The 21,217-nt window shown below is 60.8% G+C and carries 17 protein-coding genes; 12 read left to right on the plus strand and 5 right to left on the minus strand.

Annotation, left to right across the window (positions count from 1 at the left end; genetic code table 11):
• Positions 1–56: 56 nt before the first annotated feature.
• Both KDW95_RS04225 and betB read right to left on the minus strand, forming a co-directional pair.
• On the minus strand, positions 57–1,223 hold the full coding sequence (locus KDW95_RS04225) for a TauD/TfdA family dioxygenase (protein ID WP_255855027.1): 1,167 nt from the start codon (positions 1,221–1,223) through the stop codon (positions 57–59).
• A 77-nt stretch (positions 1,224–1,300) separates the two neighbouring features.
• The gene (gene betB, locus KDW95_RS04230) at positions 1,301–2,764 is read right to left on the minus strand and encodes a betaine-aldehyde dehydrogenase (RefSeq protein WP_255855028.1); all 1,464 of its coding nucleotides are present in this window, start codon (positions 2,762–2,764) and stop codon (positions 1,301–1,303) included.
• Positions 2,765–3,118: 354 nt separating this feature from the next.
• On the opposite strand from betB, the gene KDW95_RS04235 reads away from it, so the two are divergent.
• Genes KDW95_RS04235 through KDW95_RS04250 form a run of 4 tightly spaced genes read left to right on the plus strand, consistent with a single transcriptional unit; the run spans position 3,119 to position 6,761 of the window.
• The gene (locus KDW95_RS04235) at positions 3,119–4,042 is read left to right on the plus strand and encodes a metal ABC transporter substrate-binding protein (RefSeq protein WP_304941575.1); all 924 of its coding nucleotides are present in this window, start codon (positions 3,119–3,121) and stop codon (positions 4,040–4,042) included.
• A gap of 48 nt (positions 4,043–4,090) precedes the next feature.
• Positions 4,091–4,945: a metal ABC transporter ATP-binding protein gene (locus tag KDW95_RS04240; RefSeq protein ID WP_304941576.1), complete on the plus strand. Its 855-nt coding sequence runs from the start codon at positions 4,091–4,093 to the stop codon at positions 4,943–4,945.
• A 1-nt stretch (position 4,946) separates the two neighbouring features.
• Complete coding sequence (locus KDW95_RS04245; protein ID WP_255855029.1) at positions 4,947–5,804, plus strand: metal ABC transporter permease; 858 nt, start codon at positions 4,947–4,949, stop codon at positions 5,802–5,804.
• Positions 5,805–6,761, plus strand: coding sequence for a metal ABC transporter permease (locus KDW95_RS04250; protein ID WP_255855030.1), 957 nt, complete (start codon positions 5,805–5,807; stop codon positions 6,759–6,761).
• On the opposite strand, the gene KDW95_RS04255 is transcribed toward KDW95_RS04250, so the two are convergent.
• Entirely contained in the window at positions 6,671–7,561 is an 891-nt protein-coding gene (locus tag KDW95_RS04255; RefSeq protein WP_255855031.1) for a LysR substrate-binding domain-containing protein, read from the minus strand. The genes KDW95_RS04250 and KDW95_RS04255 overlap by 91 nt on opposite strands.
• Positions 7,562–7,948: 387 nt before the next feature.
• Between KDW95_RS04255 and KDW95_RS04260 the strand changes: the two genes are divergently transcribed.
• From KDW95_RS04260 to KDW95_RS04280, 5 genes are all read left to right on the plus strand, one after another.
• Positions 7,949–9,625: a BCCT family transporter gene (locus KDW95_RS04260; protein WP_255855032.1), complete on the plus strand. Its 1,677-nt coding sequence runs from the start codon at positions 7,949–7,951 to the stop codon at positions 9,623–9,625.
• Positions 9,626–9,815: 190 nt separating this feature from the next.
• Positions 9,816–10,709, plus strand: coding sequence for a LysR family transcriptional regulator (locus KDW95_RS04265; RefSeq protein ID WP_255855033.1), 894 nt, complete (start codon positions 9,816–9,818; stop codon positions 10,707–10,709).
• Positions 10,710–10,984: 275 nt separating this feature from the next.
• The gene (locus tag KDW95_RS04270; RefSeq protein WP_255855034.1) at positions 10,985–12,067 is read left to right on the plus strand and encodes an amidohydrolase family protein; all 1,083 of its coding nucleotides are present in this window, start codon (positions 10,985–10,987) and stop codon (positions 12,065–12,067) included.
• 15 nt (positions 12,068–12,082) lie between these two features.
• Entirely contained in the window at positions 12,083–12,439 is a 357-nt protein-coding gene (locus KDW95_RS04275; protein WP_255855035.1) for a Rieske (2Fe-2S) protein, read from the plus strand.
• An 85-nt stretch (positions 12,440–12,524) separates the two neighbouring features.
• The gene (locus tag KDW95_RS04280) at positions 12,525–13,610 is read left to right on the plus strand and encodes a hybrid-cluster NAD(P)-dependent oxidoreductase (protein ID WP_255855037.1); all 1,086 of its coding nucleotides are present in this window, start codon (positions 12,525–12,527) and stop codon (positions 13,608–13,610) included.
• A gap of 57 nt (positions 13,611–13,667) precedes the next feature.
• Here the strand turns inward: KDW95_RS04280 and KDW95_RS04285 are convergent, their stop codons facing one another.
• Positions 13,668–14,996 (minus strand): ABC transporter substrate-binding protein, encoded by a 1,329-nt coding sequence (locus KDW95_RS04285; protein WP_255855038.1) that lies wholly within the window; start codon positions 14,994–14,996, stop codon positions 13,668–13,670.
• Positions 14,997–15,151: 155 nt separating this feature from the next.
• On the opposite strand from KDW95_RS04285, the gene KDW95_RS04290 reads away from it, so the two are divergent.
• Positions 15,152–16,963, plus strand: a complete 1,812-nt coding sequence (locus KDW95_RS04290; protein WP_255855039.1) for an adenylate/guanylate cyclase domain-containing protein — start codon at positions 15,152–15,154, stop codon at positions 16,961–16,963.
• A 292-nt stretch (positions 16,964–17,255) separates the two neighbouring features.
• Positions 17,256–18,182, plus strand: coding sequence for a histone deacetylase family protein (locus KDW95_RS04295; RefSeq protein ID WP_255855040.1), 927 nt, complete (start codon positions 17,256–17,258; stop codon positions 18,180–18,182).
• Between the two features lie 22 nt (positions 18,183–18,204).
• Here the strand turns inward: KDW95_RS04295 and KDW95_RS04300 are convergent, their stop codons facing one another.
• Entirely contained in the window at positions 18,205–20,409 is a 2,205-nt protein-coding gene (locus tag KDW95_RS04300) for a dehydrogenase E1 component subunit alpha/beta (protein WP_370646667.1), read from the minus strand.
• A gap of 106 nt (positions 20,410–20,515) precedes the next feature.
• Between KDW95_RS04300 and KDW95_RS04305 the strand changes: the two genes are divergently transcribed.
• Positions 20,516–21,082, plus strand: a complete 567-nt coding sequence (locus KDW95_RS04305) for a gamma-glutamylcyclotransferase (RefSeq protein WP_255855042.1) — start codon at positions 20,516–20,518, stop codon at positions 21,080–21,082.
• Positions 21,083–21,217: the final 135 nt, after the last annotated feature.

Consider the following 21,217-nt stretch of genomic DNA (forward strand, 5'->3'; position numbering starts at 1 on the left):
TGGCTTGCGGGCTGAGTTTGATGCCCCCGGAGCATGCCGGGGGACAGGCGATGGGATCAGTTGTCCGCGTTGGCGGCGCGTCTCAGTACCCGCAGCCGGCTTCTGAACTCGGTGCGGTCGACGTAGCAGCCACGCAGGTGGCGCAGGCCGGTGCTGGGGTCGAACTGGCGGCGACCGTGCAGTACCCGGCGGTTGTCGAACACCACCATGTCTCCACCACCCAGGCGCAGCTGAATCATGTAGCGCGGGTCCTTCAGTTTGCGCATGAGCAGGCGGTAGGCCAGGTAGTACGCGTGCATGACATCCTCGGGCAGGTCGAAGATGTCCGCCAGGTGCGCGTTGTACTTGAGCTCGGTCACTTCACCCAGGTAGTTGAGGCTGATGACGGGGCGGTGCTCGCGAATATCGTAGTCATCATCGTGAAAGCGGAACGGGATCTGCTGGTTTGCCAGTAGGTCGAAGGCATCCGGCGCGGTTTCACGCATGTCTTCGAGTACCCGGAAGCCGTCCACGAAGGTTGACTCGCCCCCGGTGCTCTCGTTGTTCAGGCAGTGCAGGAACTGGTAGCCCGGCGGCGTTTCGTGGTTGGGCAGATCCGTGTGCAGCGGCAGCGCGTCGGCGGTGTAGGCCTGGTTGCTGGGCTTGGGAACCGAGCGCACGTCGAAGGTGACGCCAAAATTGGTGCGACGCAGGTAGCCAATGCGTTCTGCGGTTTCGACGACGGCCTCGGTCGTCGACGGCATCCCGCGTACTAGCGCCAGGCCATAGCGGGACAGTTCTTCCATCCATGACAGCAGCGCGGCGTCGTCCTGCATGATGGCGTCATGATGCCCCTGGGGGATGCTGTCGACAAAGTGCTTGTCCCAGCTTTCGACGCGGCCGGAGCGGTCCTGCGCGAAATCTGCCGAGTAGGCATGCTGGCGCAGCCAGTCGAAGCTGTAGCAGCTGTGGTGATCACCTTCGGACCAGTCGATATGCAGGCTGTCGCCCTCGATATTCACCGCCAACGGCCGGATATCATCGCTGACACTCAGCAGATCGAAGGTGCGCTCCTCGGTAATGGCATGAAACGCACTCGAGCAATTGTCGCGCAGCCACAGGTAATGATATTTGGAGCGTTTGCCGTCGGACCAGGTGACATGCATTACCTGCTCGTCCAGGTAGTGATCCTGAATACCGATATTGGCAGGAGATACCGGGTGTTCCACTGCTGCTGTTGTCATGCTGTCGGTCTCGCTTAAGCTGAATTTTCTGGTTATGGGTCTTGCGTGTGGTGTTTGGATCTGTAGAGGTATTGCCGCTAGTAGGGGGCCTCGACCTTGCCCATCTCGACGTAGACACTCTTTAACTGAGTGTAGTGCTCTATCGCCGCCAGGCTGTTTTCGCGGCCCAGGCCCGACTGCTTGTAGCCGCCAAAGGGCATTTCAATCGGCGTGATGTTGTAGTTGTTGATCCAGCAGGTGCCGGCCTTGAGCCTGGCCACGACACGGTGGGCACGCTGCAGGTCGCGGGTAAAGACGCCGGCGGCCAGGCCGTATTCGGTATTGTTGGCCCGTGCGATCACTTCCTGCTCGTCGTCAAAGCTGAGCACGGACATCACCGGACCGAAGATTTCCTGCTGCACGATGCTCATGTCGTCGCGGCACTGCGCGAAGATGGTCGGCTCGACGAAATAGCCCCGGTCACAGCCGTTCGCCATGTGACGGCGGCCACCGTGCAGCAGCTCGGCGCCGGCACTTTTGCCGTTTTCGATATGCCCCAGCACCTTGTGCATGTGGGCTTCGCTGATCAGGGCGCCGACATGGGTGTTCGGGTTCATCGGGTCGCCGATCACCATCTTGCGGGTGCGCGCCACCAGCCGCTGCAGGAAGGCCTGCTCGATGCTGCGTTCGACAAACACCCGGGTGCCGTTGCTGCAGATTTCACCCTGGGTATAGAAGTTGGCCATCAGCGCGGCGGACACGGCATCGTCGAGGTCGGAATCGGCGAAAATGATCAGCGGTGACTTGCCGCCAAGCTCCAGGGTAACGTGCTTGAGGCTGGCGGCTGCTGCGGCCATCACCTTGCGACCGGTGGCGACATCACCGGTGAGGGAAACCTTGCTGATATCCCGGTGGGCTGTGAACCACTGGCCGACGCGGGCATCCCCCTGCACAACGTTGAAAACGCCCGGCGGAACGCCGGCTTCGGTGTAGATTTCCGCCAGTTTCAGGGCCGTCAGGGGCGTCATTTCCGACGGCTTGTAGATCATGGCGTTGCCGCAGGCCAGCGCCGGGGCGGACTTCCAGCTGGCAATCTGGATGGGATAGTTCCAGGCACCGATACCGGCGCAAAGCCCCAGGGGTTCGCGGCGCGTAAACGCGAAGGAGCCGCCCAGGTCGTAATGATCGCCGTGCAGCGTGGGCGCAACGCCTGCGTAGTATTCGATGGCATCGGCGCCGCTATGGATATCAACCGCCAGTGCTTCCTGGATGGGCTTGCCGGTATCCAGCACTTCAAGCCGTGCCAGCGCGTCGTTTCGGCTGCGCAGGATATCGGCTGCGCGCTTGAGTATGCGGCCCCGTTCGCTGCCGCCAAGTGCGGCCCAGTCAGCCTGCCCCTGGCGGGCACTTTCGACGGCGAGTTCGAGCGTGTTTTCACTGGCCTGCTGCACCGTGCAGATAACATCGCCGGTTGCCGGGTTGCGGGTTTCGAAGCGCTCGGCATCGGCATCGTCGATATAGCGGCCGTCGATGTAGCTTTTCTGTTCGGTGAGGGTTGGCATTGTTGAATTCCGTACGAAACGCAGTTGAGTGGAATCCGCCTTCTGGCCAGGCCGCAGGCCAGGGCTCGTGCGCCCTGCAGAACAGGGTGGCAGGCGATGGCGCCATGTTACCCAAGCGTTAATGGAACAAATAGCGATTTATAATTATCGTATTAATCGAAAAATGCGATCGAATAAATGCGCCTTTGATATCGCGAAATCTGCTCTGCCTAATACGCCGCCTGTCAGGTAATAAAGACCCCGAAACAATCTCAAAAGCGGATTGTATTGATTGTAATAATTCGCTTTAGCGATTTAATTGTCGCGGGTAGAGTGCGTCCTTGACTGGCCCGTCCAGGGCCAACGGAGACGCACATGAAACGTACGCACTTTCGCCGCATTAAAATAGCCAGCCGCTTACTGATGCTGGCGTTGTTGCCCATCGCGCTGGAGCCGGTTGCGGCCGAACGGCGGGATGGGCGCCTGCAGGTTGTAACGACCTTTACCGTTATCGCCGATATGGCCGCCAATGTGGCTGGGGATGCCGCCGTCGTTCACTCGATTACCCGGCCCGGCGCCGAAATCCACGACTACCAGCCCAGCCCGCAGGATATTGTGCGGGCGCAGTCGGCTGACCTGATTCTCTGGAATGGCATGAACCTCGAACGCTGGTTCGAACGTTTTCTGCAGGATGTCAGGGCCGTGCCCGGTGTACTGGTAACCGCGGGTATCGAGCCGATGTCGATATACGCCGGCCCCTACGATGGCAAGCCGAACCCCCATGCCTGGATGTCGGCGTCCAATGCGCTGATCTACGTTGAAAACATTCGCCGGGCACTGGTGCAGCACGACGTGGCTAACGCCACCGTCTACAACGCCAACGCCGCCGCCTATTCGGCCCGGATCAAGGCGCTGGGGATACGGCTAAAGCAGCGCATGGCGGGCATCCCGGCGTCGCAGCGCTGGCTGCTGACCAGCGAGGGGGCCTTCAGTTACCTGGCGCGGGATCTGGATATGAAGGAAGCCTACCTCTGGCCCATCAATGCCGAGCAGCAGGGTACGCCACAACAGATTCGCAGCGTCATTGACCGGGTTCACAGCCAGGGCATACCGGTCATTTTCAGCGAAAGCACCATTTCCGACCGGCCGGCACGGCAGGTGGCACGGGAAACCGGCATTCGCTATGGCGGTGTGCTCTACGTTGATTCCCTGAGCGAAGCGCAGGGACCGGTGCCCACCTATATCGACTTGCTGGAGGTCACGCTCAACACCGTCATCGAGGGCTTTGCCAATCCATAGGGCGTGCAGCCAACAGGCCCGGTACCTATCAACGAGGGGATGCGACTCATGAACAATAATAAGAACAAGCACAACCACGAAAACGCGGCGCTGATACGGGTGCAGGACCTGTCGGTACAGTATGCCAATGGCCTGCAGGCACTCGAGCGGGTCAGCTTCGAACTTCGGGCCGGCACGATCTGCGCGCTGGTCGGCAGCAATGGCTGCGGCAAGTCGACACTGTTCAAGTCCATCATGGGGTTTCTCAAGCCAAGCTGCGGCGCCATTTCCCTGGGAGGACGGGAGATCCGGCGCGCGCTGAAAATGAACCTGGTGTCCTACGTGCCGCAAAGCGAGGATGTGGACTGGGACTTCCCGGTGCTGGTGGATGATGTCGTCATGATGGGGCGTTACGGGCACATGGGCTTTCTGCGCCGGGCATCGCGCGAGGATCGCCTGCACGTGGACCAAGCGCTTGAGCGTGTCGGCATGTCGGGGTATCGCAAGCGCCAGATCGGTGAGCTGAGCGGCGGGCAGCGCAAGCGGGTGTTTCTGGCCCGGGCGCTGGCACAGGGCGGCCAGATCATCTTGCTGGACGAACCCTTTACCGGCGTCGATATCGGCACGGAAACAGCGATCATCGAACTGCTGCAGGCCTTGCGTGGCGACGGCCACCTGTTACTGGTGTCGACCCACAACCTGGGTTCGGTGCCGGCGTACTGTGACCAGGCGCTCCTGCTGAACCGAACGCTGGTGGCGGCGGGGCCTACGGCGCAGGTCTTTACCGACGCCAACCTGCAACGGGTTTTCGGCGGCCCCCTGGCGACGCTGCCACCGGCACTCGCACAGCGCTCGGACGACATGTCCAGGTGCTCCCCGGGGGCGCAGACCGGCGCTGCGTTGCTGTCATGCGGGGGAGGCTGAGATGCTGGAATTGCTGCTGCAACCGCTGGGCTATGACTATATGGCGCGTGCCATCTGGGTGAGCGCCCTGGTCGGCGCCCTCTGTGCCTTCCTGTCTTCGTTCCTGATACTCAAGGGCTGGTCACTGATGGGGGATGCGCTGGCCCATGCGGTGGTACCGGGCGTGGCGCTGGCCTATGCGCTGGCATTGCCCTACGCGCTGGGCGCCTTTGTATCGGGTATGCTGTCGGCCGTTGTCATGGCCGTGCTGCGCCAGCGTACCCGGCTGCGCGAGGATGCCGTGATTGGCGTGGTGTTCAGCACCTTCTTTGCCGCCGGGCTGCTGATTCTGTCTCTCAACCCGACCTCGGTGAAGGTTCAAAGCATCATACTGGGCAATATTCTTGCGATCAGCGATGAAGACCTGCAACAGGTGGTCATTATTGCCGCCGTTTCCCTGACGATCCTGGCGCTCAAGTGGCAGGATCTGAAACTGGTGTTTTTCGATGCCCGCCATGCCGCCAGCGTTGGCCTTCCGGTGACCGGGCTGAACATTCTGTTTTTCACGCTGCTCAGTGCCACCGCCGTTGCCGCGCTGCAGACGGTCGGGGCCTGCCTGGTCATCGCCATGGTGGTGACACCAGGTGCCACGGCATACCTGCTGACCGATCGTTTTGGGCGCCTGGTACTGATCGCCATGGCCTTGGGCGCCGGAACCAGCGCAACGGGGGCTTACCTCAGCTACTACCTGGATGGCGCGACCGGCGGCGTGATAGTCACGCTGCAAACGCTGATTTTTATTGCGGTCTTCCTGCTGGCACCGAAACAGGGCCGGCTGGCCCGCTGGCGCCTGGCCCGCAACCGTGCGGCGGAGGTCTGAATGGATACCTTGCTGTCCCTGTTACTGGAACCGCTGGGGTACGCGTTCATGCAGCGGGGCCTGATCGCCGCCTGCCTGGTCGCAACGGTCTGCGCGGTGCTGTCCTGTTTCCTGGTACTCAGGGGCTGGTCGCTGATGGGGGATGCCATCTCCCATGCTGTTCTGCCCGGACTGTTGCTGGCTTACCTGGCGGGACTGCCCCTGGCGCTGGGGGCTTTTGCTGCCGGCACGGGCTGTGCCTTTGCCTGCAGCTACCTGAAGGTGCACAGTCGCCTGCGTGAAGATGCGGTGATGGCCATTGTGTTCTCCGGCATGTTTGCCTTCGGGCTGGTGCTGCTGAGCAAGGTGGAGTCCGACATTCACCTGCTGCATGTGCTGTTCGGCAATGTGCTGGGGGTCAGCTGGCAAGAGATCGGGGAAACGGCGCTGATCGCGCTGCTGACGCTGGGCGTGGTGCTGGTCAAGGGCCGGGATTTGCTGCTGTTCTGCTTTGATGCGGTTCAGGCCCAGGCGGCAGGATTGCCGGTGCGCCTGATCCAGTCCGGCTTCATGGTACTGATCGCACTGGCGATCGTGGCCTCGCTGCAGGCGGTCGGGATTATCCTGGTGGTTGCAATGCTTGTGACGCCGGGGGCCACCGCGCTGATGCTGGTGAGCCGTTTCCAGTCGATGCTGGTTGTTGCCGTGACCCTGTCCGTTTCCTGCGCCGTGCTGGGTACCCTGATCAGCTTTCATGTTGATGCGGCGACAGGACCGCTGATCATTGTGCTGCAGGGGACGCTGTTCATGCTGGCCTGCGTGTTTTCGCCCAAAACCGGCTTGCTGAAAGCGGGCGGGACGAAAGGGTGCCGACTGCGCAGACCGGCTCAGTTGCGCTCGGCAGCCGGTGTGAGTTCTGCCGTTATCCACTGCACAAAGGCTTCGGCTGCGCGCGACAGCGGGCGCCCTTCGGGGTAGGTCAGATGGTAGTTGTCCGCTGTTTCAATCCAGATGTCGAAGGGCGCGTGCAGCTTGTCCCGCAGGCTGGTGGTATGCACCAGCTCTTCGTACCCCAGGAATACCCCCAGCCCTGACTGCGCCATGCTGATCGCCATGGCGACGCTGTCCACCCGGTGCTTGAGTGCGGCTGAGTCATCGATACCCAGGTTCTGGAACCAGTCCACCCACATCTTGTGGGTGCCGGATACGTCGATCAGGGGCAGAGACAGCAGATCCATCGGTTCGTGCAGCAGCTTGGCCAGGGGCGCCGCACAGTACGCCTTGAGGCGGGGTGTCAGCAGCGGCTTGCTGACGTGGCCTGTCCAGTTCCCCCGGCCGTGCCGGATGGCAAGGTCGACGGGTTCCTTGCCAAAATCATGGTCCCAGTTGGAATGCCTGATCTCGAGCCTGAGCCAGGGGTAGCGGCTGCAGAAACTGTGAAGCCTGGGGGCCAGCCAGCCCCAGGCAAAGGCCATATTGACCTCGATAACGAGCTCGCCGCTGGAAACGGGTGAAAATATGTCGGCGGTACTGCGGCGCAGACCGTTCAGCGTACTCTGAACGACCGGCAGGTAGGACATGCCTTTATTGGTGAGGGACACGCGCCTGTGCTTGCGATTGAACAGGGGTTCGCCCAGGTGATGCTCCAGCAGACGAACCTGCTGGCTGACCGCCGATTGGGTCATGTTGAGCTCACGCGCGGCTGCACTGAAATTGAGCAGCCGCGCTGCAACTTCGAACGTTTTGAGGCAATGCAAGGGTGGGAGGCCTGATTTCATATTGATAAGCTCTGCTTATTATTATTGCCAAAATAAGTTGTTAGAATAACTTTTCAATGCAACCTAGCATAGGTTTTTGGGTGGAATTGCCGTAGGGTGCTGGCCTCGATGGCAGTGATCTTATGGAGAGTGGGCACGATAAATGCTTGGTAATTCCAGGCAAGGAACGCAGGGGGGACAGCGCCTGTTTCAAGCACCCGACTGCGTGCCAGCAAACAGGGGCCCGCAGCGGGACCGAACCCCTGGCAGGCAAGGGCGTGAATAAAAACGGCAGGCGGTCGGCCTGTCCGTGCTGCACATAATAAAACAATGAGGAAGTGAGGTGAGTGAATGTTAAGAGCTGAACAGCTAGACGCTCTTATAGAGCAGCGAGGGGTGTTGAAGGGGTTGAATTCGACACTTGGCATCACGGCAATAGCCATGATCGTGTTCTTTATTTTATACGCGGTGCTGCTGGGCCAGACCGCCAGTGAGCAGTTCCTGGGCATGAAGTCCTGGATAGAGGGGACACTGGGCTGGTACTACGTGCTGATCATGTTCTCGACCTTTGTGGTGTGCATGTATGTCATGTGCTCCCGGGTAGGCAGGATCCGCCTGGGGCGGGATGATGACCGGCCCGAGTTCAGCAACTTCGCGTGGTTTTCAATGCTGTTTGGCTGCGGTACCGGGGCGGGCATGCTGTTCTTCTCGATGTCCGAGCCGATGATCCACTTTGCCAGCGGCTGGAGCGGCGGCAATCCCTTCCTCAGCGCAGACGTCAAGGCGGCGACAGCGGCCTTCTTCGAGGCCAAGCAGCTGGCGCTGAGTGCCGGTCTGCTGCCGGGGGACGAAGGCTTTCCGGTACCTGACAGCCGTGTCGCCGAAGCGGCCGCCGGCGGGCTCAAGCTGACCATTTTCCACTGGGGCACCGTGGCCTGGGCCATGTATGGCATCGTCGGGCTGTCGCTGGCCTACTTTTCGTTCCGCAAAGGCCTGCCACTCTCGATGCGATCCGCGCTTTACCCGCTGATTGGCAACAGGATCTACGGACCGATCGGGCACACGGTCGACATCCTGACCGTGTTCGGCACCATTTTCGGCATCGCCACGACCCTGGGGCTGGGTGTTGAACAGATCGGTTCCGGCCTGATTTCGCTGGGCCTACTGGAAGAAAAATCCCAGACCGTGACAGTCGTGTCCATCGTGCTGATCAGTGCCATCGCCACGGCCTCCGCCACCAGTGGTGTGGCCCGCGGCATCAAGGTGCTGTCGACCTTCAATACCTGGATTTGCATTGGCATACTGGCGTATTTCCTGCTGGCCAGTAACAGCAACTATATGATCTCCAGCACGGTCACGGCCCTGGGCGATTACGTTTCAGACGCAGTGTCCATGTCTCTGTGGACGGCGCGCAGTCCGGAAGAGCGGGTCTGGCAGGGTGGCTGGACGATCTTCTACTGGGGCTGGTGGATTGCCTGGGCCGGGTTTGTCGGCATGTTTATCGCCCGTATTTCCCGTGGCAGAACCATCAGGGAGTTCATGCTGGGTGTGATGGTCATACCTTCAGCGGTTGCGCTGCTCTGGTTCGGTGTCATTGGTTCGGCCGGGATTTACGAATCCCTCTATGGCGCCGACATGCAGATCTATAACGCCGCCGTGAACAACTGGGACTATGCCGGCACAATCTTCCGTTCCTTCGAGGTATTGACGCCTGGCCCCATGGCGACGGTGGCCAAGGTGGCGGCGCTGGTTGTGGTGGTGATTTTCTTTGTGACCTCTGCCGATTCCGGCACCCTGGTGCTGGGACGGCTGCTGTCCTTTGGCCGCCGGCCGCCGGTGCAGCAGCGCATTCTGTGGGGCATGGTACTGGGGGCTGTAACCCTGGTGGTACTGCTGCTCGGTGGCGACCAGGCACTCAAATCCCTGCAGGCCGCGTCGATCGCAGGTGCCCTGCCGTTCAGCTTTGTTCTGATCGCGATGATGGTCGGCTTGCTGAAATCGCTGCGCAAGGATGGAGAAAGCGTGATCGACAACGAAGAGCACGTTAAGCGGCTGATCGAGCGGGAAATCCGCGACCTGTCATAGGTCAGATCAGCGCACCTGCTCTGGCATAACCCAAGGGAAAGCCCCTGCATGATTTGCAGGGGCTTTCCTGTTCTCGGGGGCCGGCAATCACGCCGGACAGGGGGTGGTTCACGCGGCGCGGGCTTTACTGCGCGTGGGTGAATGCCCGACCTGCTCGGCTATCCATCGGCTCTAGTCTTCGGAGATGTAGATGAATATTGCCCAGATTGAAACATTTCTCGATGTGGCCAACAGTCAGAATTTCAACCGCTCGGCGGAGAACCTGTCGGTGACCCAGTCGGCGGTGAGTACGCGTATCAGGGCGCTGGAAGAGACCCTGGGGGTGACGCTCTTTACGCGGGGGCGTTTCGGTGCCGAGCTGACAAGCTCGGGAGCCAAGTTCCGGCAGTATGCGTTGCAGATCAGCGATGTGTGGCGCCAGGCGCGCGAGGAGCTGTCGCTGCCCCGTGGCTACGAGGGGGTGTTGCGCCTGGGCACCCAGTTCAGTATCTGGGAGAAGTTCGTCAATAGCTGGATCATCTGGATGAGCGAACGCTACCCCAGTATTGCGCTTCACGTTGAGGCCGACTATTCGATCTCCATGATGGAGCAGATCGTGCAACGGATGCTGGATATCGCCGTGATGTACCAGCCGCGCATATTGCTGGATATCGAGATCACCAAGCTGTTTGACGATGTCTTTGTGCTTGTCTCGACCGAGCCCTGTGACCTGGCGGGGCTGGATCGTGACAAGTATGTCTATATCGACTGGTGCCTGGGGTTTCGCCACGCCCATGCCCAGGTGGTGCCTGAACTCAGGGCGCGCAGGCTGACCATGGGGCTGGGCACCATGGCCATCGACTATCTCAATACCAAGGGCGGCTCTGTTTACCTGCCGGCCTGGCGTGCCCGCAAGCTGATCGATGACGGTGGCTTCTTTCGTGTTAAGGGGGCGCCCGAAATTCTGCAGCCGGTCTATGCCGTCTATCGCAAGGAAGCATCGCGCAGCGAGATCTACGAAGGGGCCATTGAGAGCCTGCGGGCTTTTGCCCCGAGCTACAGCGAAATGATGGCCTCATGCCTGTCGGCCCCCGAAGGATTGTGAGGCCTGCTACCGCCTGAACTCTGGTGCTTGTGGTGGGCAGGCCGCCAGACGGCCCCCCTTTTCTGCCTTGCCATGACAGTGGCGCTCGCCATTAATTTTTAGCTCTGGTCTGCGGCTGTTGATAGGGCCGCGCCCGCGGCATGGATAAATCTGCGGGTAAATTAACAATCTGAATATTAGATTATATGGATAAAAATAAAGCGTTTTTTTTATTAAACCAGCTCCGCTAGTATCTCTTTCGCGGTACAACAATAACGCCTGCACGGAGATACATCATGATCATCGACGTCGACTGCCACAATTACTGGAGCTCGGCCGAAGTCCTGCTTCCTTATATGGATCCGTTCTTCAAGGATTATTTTATTCGGGGTGAGCAACCCGGCCCAAGAGGTGCATTTCCCCACGCACATCGGCCCTGGTTACATCCCGAAGGATTCAAGCGGGCGGATATTAATCCGGTCAGTGAAGATGATAATTACGCCATTATGAAAGCCAAGCACCTGGATCATTACGGTATTGATTATGCGATCCTCACCGGCGATGAAGCGCTGGAAGCTTCAACCCTGGCGAACCCTTATTATGCGGCGGCGCTGGTGCGGGCTTACAACGATTATCAGGTTGAAGAATGGCTGCCACGGGATGATCGCTTGGTCGGCAGTATTGTCATTGCCCCCCAGGACCCGCAACTGGCGGCGCAGGAAATTCGCCGCCTGGGGCAGAACCCGCGCATGGTGCAGGTTCTGGCGTCACACGGTGCCAGCCGTCCCTACGGAGACCCGTTCTACCACCCGATATACGAGGCCTGTGCGGAGATGGGACTGCCCTTTGCCATCCACCTTGGCGGGCAGGGCGGAATTAATTCGAACCCCATTGGTGCCGGCCCCACAACGTTCTTCTGGGAAACCCACGCCATTCTGCCCCAGAGTGCAATGACCCATGTCGCCAGCATGATTGCACAGGGCGTATTTGAAAAATGGCCACAGCTGTATTTTGTCGTTATTGAATGCGGTGTGGCCTGGGTGCCCAGCGTATTGTGGCGCCTGGATGCCAATTATAAGGCACTGCGCAAGGAAACGCCCTGGCTAAAACGTTTGCCCAGCGAGTATTTCAAGGATCATATTCGTTTCACGACCCAGCCACTGGAACGTCCTGATAACCTGCAGCATCTTTGGTCTCTGCTCGAGGCCATGGATGGAAAGAATACGCTGATGTACGCATCGGATTATCCGCACTGGGATTATGACGATCTCAACAGCCTGCATATTCCGCCTGAATGGCGTCAAAATATTCTGGGTGATAATGCCATGCAGGTTTTCAAGCGCCTGCAAGCGCTTGATGCTGCCAAAAAAGCTGCCTGACGGAGATCGATACCCATGTCTGAGAATAAAATCATCGCCTGCAAAACCCATGAAGTGGCTCCAGGGCAGCAGAAAATCGTTCAGCTGGATCGCTTCAGTGTGGGAGTGTTCAATGTCGATGGCGAATTTCATGCCCTGCTCAATGTCTGTCCGCACAAGGGCGCTGCCCTGTGTGAAGGTCCGGTGTGCGGCACGACCGCCGCAACGGACGGGCGGGATTTCACCTATTGCAAGGACAAGGCGCTGGTGCGCTGCGCCTGGCACGGGTGGGAGTTTGATATCAAGTCAGGAGAGTTCCTGGTCGATCCCAGCATCAAGGCCAAAACGTTCGCGGTCAGCGTTGAGGGCGAGGATGTAGTGGTGCATCTGTAGTACCTGGTGCAAGGGTAATGACCAGAACCGGCGCGGGTAAGCGTTCGCCCGCGCCGGTTTTTTATGCGAAAACGGAGATGACGCCATGAATATGCCTGTTGCAATCGAGCATGCTGTGCAATGCCAGACCGGTCAGAAAACGGTCCGCTGCCTGAGAATCGTCAATGAGACTCGGGACGTAAAAACCTTCTGGTTCGGCCTGAAGGCAGGTGAAACACTGGCTTTCAAGCCCGGCCAGTTTCTGAGCATGACCTTTGTCATTGATGGCGCGGACCAAACCCGCTGCTACTCGATATCTTCCACGCCAAACCAGCCGCGCCAGTTTTCGGTTACGGTCAAGCGGGTGCCAGGCGGCCAGGTGTCCAACTGGTTGCACGACAGCCTGGACGTCGGCACAGAGCTCAGGGTCGGGACGCCCGCAGGTCACTTCAATTGCATCGATATCCGTGCGGACAAGTGGCTGCTGTTGTCAGGCGGCAGCGGTATTACGCCTGGCATGTCGATGGTGCGCTGGATGCTGCAGGCGGGCGATTACCAGGACCTGCATTTCGTCCATAGCGCCCGCAGTCCGGAGGATATTATTTTTCACGATGAACTCTTGGGTCTTGACCGGCAATGGCCCGACTTTCGGCTGTCCGTTGTGTGCGAGCAAGCCGGTGGCGAGCATGGCTGGGGGGGTTACCGGGGCCGGCTGAACGCCGAACTGCTGAATCTGATCTGCCCCGATTTTCGCACGCGCCGCATTCTGTGCTGTGGCCCGGCACCCTACATGCAAGGGGTGCGCGAACTGCTGGAAACACTGGGCTACCCGATGCAGCAATACGTTGAGGAGTCGTTCGGCGGCGCTATGGTTCCACAAGCAAAGGCGCCACAAGCAGAGGCGCCAAAGCCCGCTGATCAGGTCAGCGCACCGGTCGCCATTCACTACGCCCGTTCACAGAAACAGGGACAGGGCAGCACGGAACAATCGTTACTGGATATCGCGCTGGCCAGCGGGATCTGGATAGAGTCGGCCTGTCGCAACGGTATCTGTGGCAGCTGCAAGGTGCGCAAGCTTGAGGGCAGCGTCAGCATGTCGGGAGCCATGGCGCTGGATGCCGGACAGATCAGTGAGGGTTACGTTTTGGCCTGCTGTGCCTATCCGCTGGAGGATATGACGCTGGACCTGTAGCAGCGTCCCTGGCGTCGGCCGGGCAGCGCACTGGCCCGTGCAACCCAAGGCCGCGGGTCACGGGTTTGCGGTTGCCGGTACCATGAAACGCTGGTCGGCATAGCGCGGTGGCCAGACCACGTGCGCCTCTCCGTTGTGCAACTGCGCCAGCGGGAAGAAAAAGCCTTCCATGAAACTGCCGGTAATGACTTCGTTGGGCGAGCGGGCACGGGGATGCGGCTTGCTGGAAAACTGGTAGCGGTTCCAGACGCCACGGTACGGACTGCGGTAGAGGGTGCGTATCAGGTCGTCCAGCGCCAGGCTCGAGGTGGCGTTGAGCATGCGAACTGCCATGCGGGTGTAGTCGTAGTGCAGCCCGGCCGCGGCGATGCTCGGCATATCGCTAAACAGGCTGCGGTAGCGACGCACCCACCACTGCTGCCAGAGCGCGATCGGCATGGCCGAGTCCATGGAGATAACGTAGTCCGAGCTGCTGCCGGTATAGGCGTACCAGTCCCGTGTCCAGCGCAAGCCATGTCCCAGCAACAGGGCATCCAGCTGCTGTTCGCGAAACTGGCGCACAAAGCGCGCTCCCGCCTGGATACCGGTGGTGGTCATCGCCACCAGGGAAATACCCTGCTCGCGGTAGCGCCGCAACAGCGGGGTGAAATCCGCTGCATCGAGCGCCGTCAGGTCCGGCGCTGCAACACTGAAGCCCGATGCTCGCAGGCTGGCACTGAGCGCCTCGCTCCAGCCACGGCCATAGGCACTGTCTTCGGCCACGATGGCGGCCCGGTTGTTGACCGGGCGCCAGAGGCCCTGGTCGCGCAGGTACTGCAAGGGCTCTCCGTAACGTGCCGCCAGCAGCCCTGGGGAGGGCCAGCCCTTGAACCAGCCGCGGTACCTGGCGTAATCCTGATTCAACCGGTCAGCGATGGCCTGGGCTTCCCCCAGGTGCCCCAGGTGCAGGATTTCGCGGGCCGCTTCAGCGTCCATCAGCGCCAGGGCGACATCGGAATGCCAGCCTCCAACCATCAGGCTCAACGGCCCCTCGTCCATGGCTTGCTCGAATGCCGTAACGGCCGCGTCAGGGTTCGAGGCGGAATCAATCCATACCGGCTGAATATCATGCCGGCGGCCGGCCAGCAGCACCGGAATCTCGCCATCGGCACGCGCATCCATCAGCGCCATCAGGACACCGCGACGGATCTCGATCCCTGTATCCTGCGCCGGCCCATTGAAAGGCCCACAAAAGCCAATCCTCAGAATACTGGCGGCCGGGCTGTCCTCTGCGCGGGCCACCCCGCCCAGCAGGGCACCCAGGCCCAGCACGGAGCTGTGCAGAAATTGCCTGCGTGTGACGCAGGAAGCATTCACAGGACGGTGCGGCTTGCGCGTTGATGACATGAGTGCCCTCCGGTAGCTGCTCATCTACTCCTTAGCCTAGTTCAGCGCCGCGCTCAAAAGCCGCTAATCTTCACTCAGGGGCGCCTGAATCTTGCCAGGCACCAGCGCGGGTCGGCGCTTGAGCCGCCTGACGGGCCCATAACTGGAAAAAGCCAATGCAAATCATGGGTATTACCCTGCGGCACAGCCTTAAAGCCCGCATGATCGCCGGCATACTGCTGGTATCGCTGCCGGTTGTTATCGGCCTGGCCGTGGTTTCCTACCTGCTGTCCGCCGGTATCCTGCAGCGCATGGCCATCGACCGCTTTGCCGTGATTGCCGAGCAGCGGGAGCGCGAGATCTATACTTTCATGACCAACCAGGCGGATATCGTGCGCAAGATTGCCGCGGTAGATGAGCTCCGGGATGCCATCAGCGCCCTGCGCCAGCTGTCCCCCAGAAGTGCGCAGTATCAGCCAGCCTATATGGCCATGGCCGATACGCTGTTTCGATCCACCTTCCTCGATTATGGCTCTGCCGCCGCCACCGACCTCACCGGCCTGATGCTGCTGAGCCAGGACGAGGGAGAGGTTTTCTTTTCAACGAATCCTGACCAGGAGGGAGACGTTCATGCGACAGCCCCGTTCTTTCTCGAAGGACGCGAGCATACCTACATCCAGCCGGTGTATCCCGCCCCCGATACCCGGCTGCCAACCCTCACGGTCGCCACGCCACTGACCGGGCGCAATGGCGAGCCACTGGGCGTGCTGGCCGCCCAGATCCGGGTGCCGGTGCTGGTCGATATCGTCAGCCAGCGCACTGGCCTTGGCCGTACCGGCGAATCTTACCTGGTGGATACCGGCCACCGTTTCCTGTCGATGGCGCGCTTTGGTACCCAGGCCTACCCCAAAGGCGCCCGCAGCCTGGGTATCGACACTGCGATACAGGGCAAAAGCGGCGCCGGGCTCTATCTGAACTACGCCGGTCAGTCGGTGATTGGCAGTTATCGCTGGCTGCCCAGTCTTGGGGTGGCGCTGCTCACCGAGATCCGTGTCAGTGAGGCGCTGCAGCCGGCCACACGGCTCGGCTGGCTGATGCTGCTCCTGGGTTTGCTGGCGGTGGGATTGCTGGCCCTGGGGACCTTTTTCATCGCCCGGCAAATTGCGCGGCCGATCCTGGCCGTCAATGCCGCCACACGGAAAATCGCCGCCGGCGACCTGAGTGTGCGCAGCCCGGTCCTGACCGACGATGAAACCGGTGTGCTGGCACAGAACTTCAATCGCATGATCGACCGGCTGGAGGGCACCCTGGCGGACCTTGCCGCCGAACAGCAGAAATCGGAGCACCTGCTATTGAACATACTGCCGGCGCCCATCGCTGCACGGCTGAAGCAGGGCGAGGGCACCATCGCCGACAGCTTCGCCGAGGTCACCATCCTGTTTGCCGATATCGTCAACTTCACCCCCATGTCGGCCAACCTGGAGGCGGTGGAGCTGGTCAGCCTGCTGAACGAGATATTCTCCGAGTTCGACCGCCTGAGCGAAGAACGGGGGCTGGAAAAAATCAAGACCATCGGTGATGCCTATATGGTCGGCGCCGGGCTGCCAATCGAGCGCACCGACCATGCCAGGGTCATTGCCGAAATGGCGCTGGACATGCTTGATGTCATCAGCGTCTTCAACCGGCGCCACCAGAGCGACCTGCACATGCGCATCGGCATCAACACAGGCCCGGTGGTGGCGGGCGTCATTGGTACCCGCAAGTTCATTTACGACATCTGGGGCGACGCGGTCAATATCGCTTCGCGGATGGAGTCACAGGGTGTGGAGGGCTGCATTCAGGTCACCGAAGCCACCTGGCAATACCTGCGCGACGACTACCAGTTCGACGACCGCGGGCTGATCAATATCAAGGGCAGGGGGCGGATGCACACCTATATGTTGCGCGCACGCAAGCATCGCCAGCCCGCACCCAGCGTACCCGGTTAGCATCATGGTAGACATCAGGTTATTTGCCTAACCTATTAAAATAAGGGGATTTCAATGACCACGGCTTATGTCAGTCACAGCCAGTGAAGGGCTGTATCCAGGTCACCGAAGCCACCTGGCAATACCTGCGCGACGACTACCGACCCGTTCGACGACCGCGGGCTGATCAACATCTAGGGGACGGATGCACACCTGTATGTTGCGCGCATGCCGGCATGCATCCAGTGTGCTCTGCTAGTATCAGCATGAACATCAGGTTATTTGCCTAACCTATTAAAATAAAGGAAATTTAATGACCACGGCCTATATCAGTCACAACGACTGCGCGCTGCATGACATGGGAGCCAGTCACCCCGAAAGCCCGCAGCGGCTGCAGGCCATCAGCGCCCGGCTGAGTGACAGCGGCCTGCTGCAACGGCTTGACTGCCTGACACCCGCACCCATCCAGCGGGAGCAGCTCGCACTGGCTCATCCGGAGCCTTACATTCGTGAGCTCGAGGCGCTGCAGCCACGCCGGGGGCACAGCTACGCCGACCCGGATACGGCCCTGAATCCGCACAGTCTCCACGCGGCACGGCTGGCGGCCGGCGCGGTGCTGCTGGGTACCGAACGGATTCTTGGCGGCTCCTGCCAGAACGCCTTTTGCGCCGTGCGCCCGCCTGGGCACCACGCCGAGCAGGTCAGCGCCATGGGCTTTTGCCTGTTCAACAACGTGGCGCTTGGGGTGGAGTGGGCGCTGCAGCACAGCGATATTGAACGCGTTGCGGTGCTGGATTTTGATGTACACCACGGCAACGGCACCGTGGATATTTTCAAGGACAGGCCCGAGGTTCTGGTGTGCTCCAGCTTCCAGTATCCCTTCTATCCGTTTCGGTACCAGGACATTCAGCGATCCCATATCGTGCATACACCGCTCCCGGCGGGCACCGTTAGTAGTGCATTTCGACAGGCCATCGAGCGCGACTGGCTGCCGGCGTTGGCACGGCACCGCCCTGACATGATCTTTATTTCCGCCGGTTTCGATGCCCACCGGGCCGACCCGCTCGGGCAGCTGCAGCTGGAAGACGAGGACTTCCACTGGATTACCGGCCTGATCGGGGAGGCGGCCAACCGTTACGCCGGCGCACGCCTGCTGTCGGTGCTGGAAGGCGGCTATGATTTACCGGCACTGGGACGCTGCGCCGAGGCTCATGTAAAGGCATTGCTCGAGGCCCGCTAAGAGTTCATCAGGGCGATGAGCATCAGCCAAGCAGCGCCAGCGCCGCCTCGCGGATAGCGGCACGACTGGGCAAGGTGGCCGTCGCTGCCGGCCCCAGGGCGATAAAGCTGTCCTGGGCGCACAGGCGCTTGAGCCGGGGCGGGTTCTTGAGGCGCTCGACCAGCAGCGTCACCAGGGCTTCGCTGGTCGACCCGCTGCTACGGCATTCATCCACGATCAGCACCGTTTCACAGTCCCGTACCGCGTCCAGGATCGCATCCGCCGGCAGGGGAACAAGCCAGCGCAGGTCGATCAGGCGCAACGCAATGCCCTGCGCCGCCAGATCATGGGCCGCCTGCCGGCTGAGGTAATAGCCATTGCCGTAGCTGATAATGGCCAGTTCCCGCCCTTCGCCCTCCAGGCCGATATGTCCGAGCGGAATCGGCGTACTGCGCGCCGCCGGCACGTAGCTGAAGCTCCAGCGGGCATCGCCGACCTCCAGAAAGTCCCGCGCCATATAGAGTGCGATCGGCTCGATAAATACCACGACCCGGGCTTCCTCCCGCGCCAGGCGTACGGCTTCGCGCAGCATTTCGACGGCGTCACGGCCATTGCTCGGGCACGCCAGGATCAGCCCCGGGATATCCCGAAATACCGCCAGGCTGTTGTCATTGTGGAAGTGGCCGCCAAAACCTTTCTGGTACCCGAGTCCCGCAATGCGAATCACCATCGGGTTGCTGTACTGGCCATTGGAAAAGAAGCTGAGGCTGGCCGCCTCGCCGCGAATCTGGTCCTCGGCATTGTGCACGTAGGCCAGGAACTGGATTTCCGGAATGGGAATAAAGCCGTTATGCGCCACACCGATGGCAAGCCCCAGGATGCTCTGCTCATCCAGCAGGGTGTTGATCACGCGATGCTTGCCGAAACGTTCGCACAGTTTGCCGGTGACATTGTAGACACCCCCCTTGGGGCCAATATCTTCACCCATCAACAGTATCTCGGGGTGGGTTGCCATCAGCTCCGCCAGCGCCCAGTTGAGCAATCGCGCCATGGGCTGGGGCTGGGCCAGCAGCGTCTTGTCGCGGGCAAACAGGGTTTCCAGGGCGGATGCTGCCAGAGGGTCCACAGCAACCGCCGTGCGGGGTGGCGGTATGATAGACGCCATCACCGCCGCGGCAGAATCGAGCCTGGGGCGGCGTATGGCGCGCTCGGCCATTTCGTTAGCCTCTGCCGCCATGTTCTGGTACAGCGCGACAACCTGATCAGGCCGCAGAATGCCCAGCTCGATCAGCAGGCGGGCCGAGTGCAGCAAGGGATCCCGCGCCTCGGCCTGCTCTATCTGCGCCGCGCTCAGATAGGCACTCTGGGCGTCGGACCCGGCGTGCCCCAGCAGGCGCACGCACCGCATATGCAGGAACACCGGCCGATGGTGGCGCCGTGCCAGCTGTTCAGCCTGGCGGGCACAACGGTAGGTATCGAGCAGGTCCAGGCCATCGCAGCTCAGGTAATGCAGCCCCGGCCGAGCACTGAAACTGGCGGCGATCCAGCCGTCGGGCGTGGCCGTGGAAATGCCGATGCCGTTGTCTTCACAGATAAAGACCAGCGGCAGCGGATGCTTCTGGTAGCCGGTCCAACTGGCGCTGTTGATAGCACCCAGCGCGGTACTGTGATTGGCCGAGGCATCACCAAAGGAACACAGCACCACGCCATCGGCAGGCAGGGCGCCGGCATGCTTGAGCCGCTGTGCCAGCGCAATGCTCACCGCGGTCCCCAGTGCCTTGGGGAGGTGGGACGCAATGGTGCTGGTCTGGGGTGGTACAAACAGCGGCTTGCTGCCAAGTACCTTGTGGCGCCCGCCGGAAATCGGGTCCTCGCTGGAGGCCACGAAAGACAGCAGCATGTCCCAGAGCGGGTTCCCGCTGCCGGCCTGGCGCGCGCGCTGCAATAAAAAAGCCGCATCACGGTAATGCAGAAATGCCATGTCATCCGGTCTGAAGGCGGCGGCAATGGCTGCATTGCCCTCGTGGCCGGCACTGCCAATGGTGTAGAAGGATTCACCCCGGGCCTGCAGCCGACGCGAACACAGGTCCAGCTGCCGACTCATGACCTGGCTCTCGAACAGCTGCAGCAGCAAGGCGCTGCCAGGACCTGATTCCTGCGGCTCGCGACGCATCACAGGCCCAGGAAGATCTCCGCCGAGAACCCGCTGTACAAAGTTATGATCGATGATCTCGGCCCGGTTCTGCATTGCCATCGCTCCGTGAAATTTATCCTGAGTATGGCAGCGATTGGCCCTCTGGCAGCCGCGCTTGCATCTGGGGTATGATTTTTGTTTCGATCGGAACCCTGAATAAATGTCTGCCAATACCGTTGAAGCCAACCGCAACCGCTTTCGTTTTGACGACCAGGCAGCCGTATGGCTGTTCGGCTACGGTTCCCTGATTTTCAAGGCGGACTTTCCCTATATTGAGCGGCGCGGCGCTGCTATCACCGGCTGGTCACGTCGTTTCTGGCAGGGCTCCCACGATCACCGGGGTACACTCGAGGCGCCTGGGCGGGTCGTCACCCTGATTGAAAGCGCGGGGTCAGACTGCAAGGGCATGGCCTACCTGGTGTCGCCTGAGGTGTTCGAGCAGCTGGATTTTCGAGAAAAGAATGGTTATCTGCGCTTTTGCACCGACATGACCTTCGATGACTGTACCCAGGCCCGGGGGCTGGTGTATATCGCCACGCCCGACAACAGCGCGTTTCTGGGGCCCGCGAGCGAAAGCGAAATTGCACGGCAGATCGCCGCTGCTGCCGGCCCCAGCGGGCCCAACGCAGACTACCTGCTGCACCTGGCAGAATCCCTGCGACACCTTGGAGACCATGACGCCCACGTATTCGAGATTGAAACCCAGCTGCGCCTGGCGCTGGCGTAAGTCAAGTCTCAATAGAAACGAATATGGAAATTGGCGCCTGGTTGCCGCGGCCGGTCGCATATCGAGCCCGGGCTCCACACCCGTGATGGCGGCCTTTACCCATAAAGCAGGGCGCCCAACCCCAGACCAGCCCTG

This window comes from Marinobacterium rhizophilum (genome assembly GCF_024397915.1).
GTDB classification, from domain to species: Bacteria; Pseudomonadota; Gammaproteobacteria; order Pseudomonadales; family Balneatricaceae; genus Marinobacterium_A; species Marinobacterium_A rhizophilum_A.